This window comes from Megasphaera sp. An286, assembly GCF_002163455.1.
GTDB classification, from domain to species: domain Bacteria; phylum Bacillota; class Negativicutes; order Veillonellales; family Megasphaeraceae; genus Megasphaera; species Megasphaera stantonii.
In genome coordinates, this window is record NZ_NFIY01000048.1 from 1 (window position 1) to 727 (window position 727).

The 727-nt window shown below is 46.6% G+C and carries 1 protein-coding gene and 1 pseudogene; both read left to right on the forward strand.

All coding sequences use genetic code 11. From position 1 onward, the window contains the following. A pseudogene (locus B5F80_RS11385) lies at window positions 1–278 on the forward strand (transposase); the annotation flags it as partial. 41 nt (window positions 279–319) lie between these two features. Beyond that, window positions 320–727 (forward strand): IS3 family transposase (locus tag B5F80_RS11115; RefSeq protein WP_158099987.1); only part of this gene is annotated, 408 nt, incomplete at its 3' end.

Consider the following 727-nt stretch of genomic DNA (forward strand, 5'->3'; position numbering starts at 1 on the left):
ATGACTTTAAAATAGCTGGGCCGGATGCGTTAAGACCGCATAGGAAAGGCAGGAAGAAGACATTGAGTACATCGCAATCAAGAGAAACAGAAGCACAAGTTCAGCATACAGAGGTTGACACCCGCGCAGAGCACGTCAAGGAATTAGAGGATGAACTTCTCAAGCTCCGTATAGAGAATGCAGTTTTAAAAGAACTGAGGAGACTGCGGTTAGAGGACGAAGCAAAACGGAGAGGGTTGCGAACGTCATCTTCAGTCTCCGAGGACAATTCAAACTAAAAGATCTCCTCTCCTACACCGGCATGGCAAAGTCAACCTACATGTACTGGCAAAAACGCGTTGGCCGCGAAAATCCGGACAAAGAATTAGAAGATACCATACAGGAACTTTGCAAACAGCATACCACCTATGGCTATCGGCGAATCACGGGTGAGCTTACCAATCAGGGATGGTGCGTGAATAAGAAGAAGGTGCAGCGCATCATGCAAAAGCTAAGCCTTCAGGTCACTTGTTTTACGCGAAAGAGCCGCAGATACAGCTCTTACAAAGGTAAGGTGGGAACCATCGCTCCCAATAGAATACGCCGTCGCTTCCACACGACGGTTCCCCATCAGAAAATCACAACAGATACGACAGAATTTAAATACTATGAAGTGGATGCCCAAGGGCATCTGACGCAGCATAAGCTGTATCTGGATCCCTTTATGGATATGTTCAATGGAGAAATC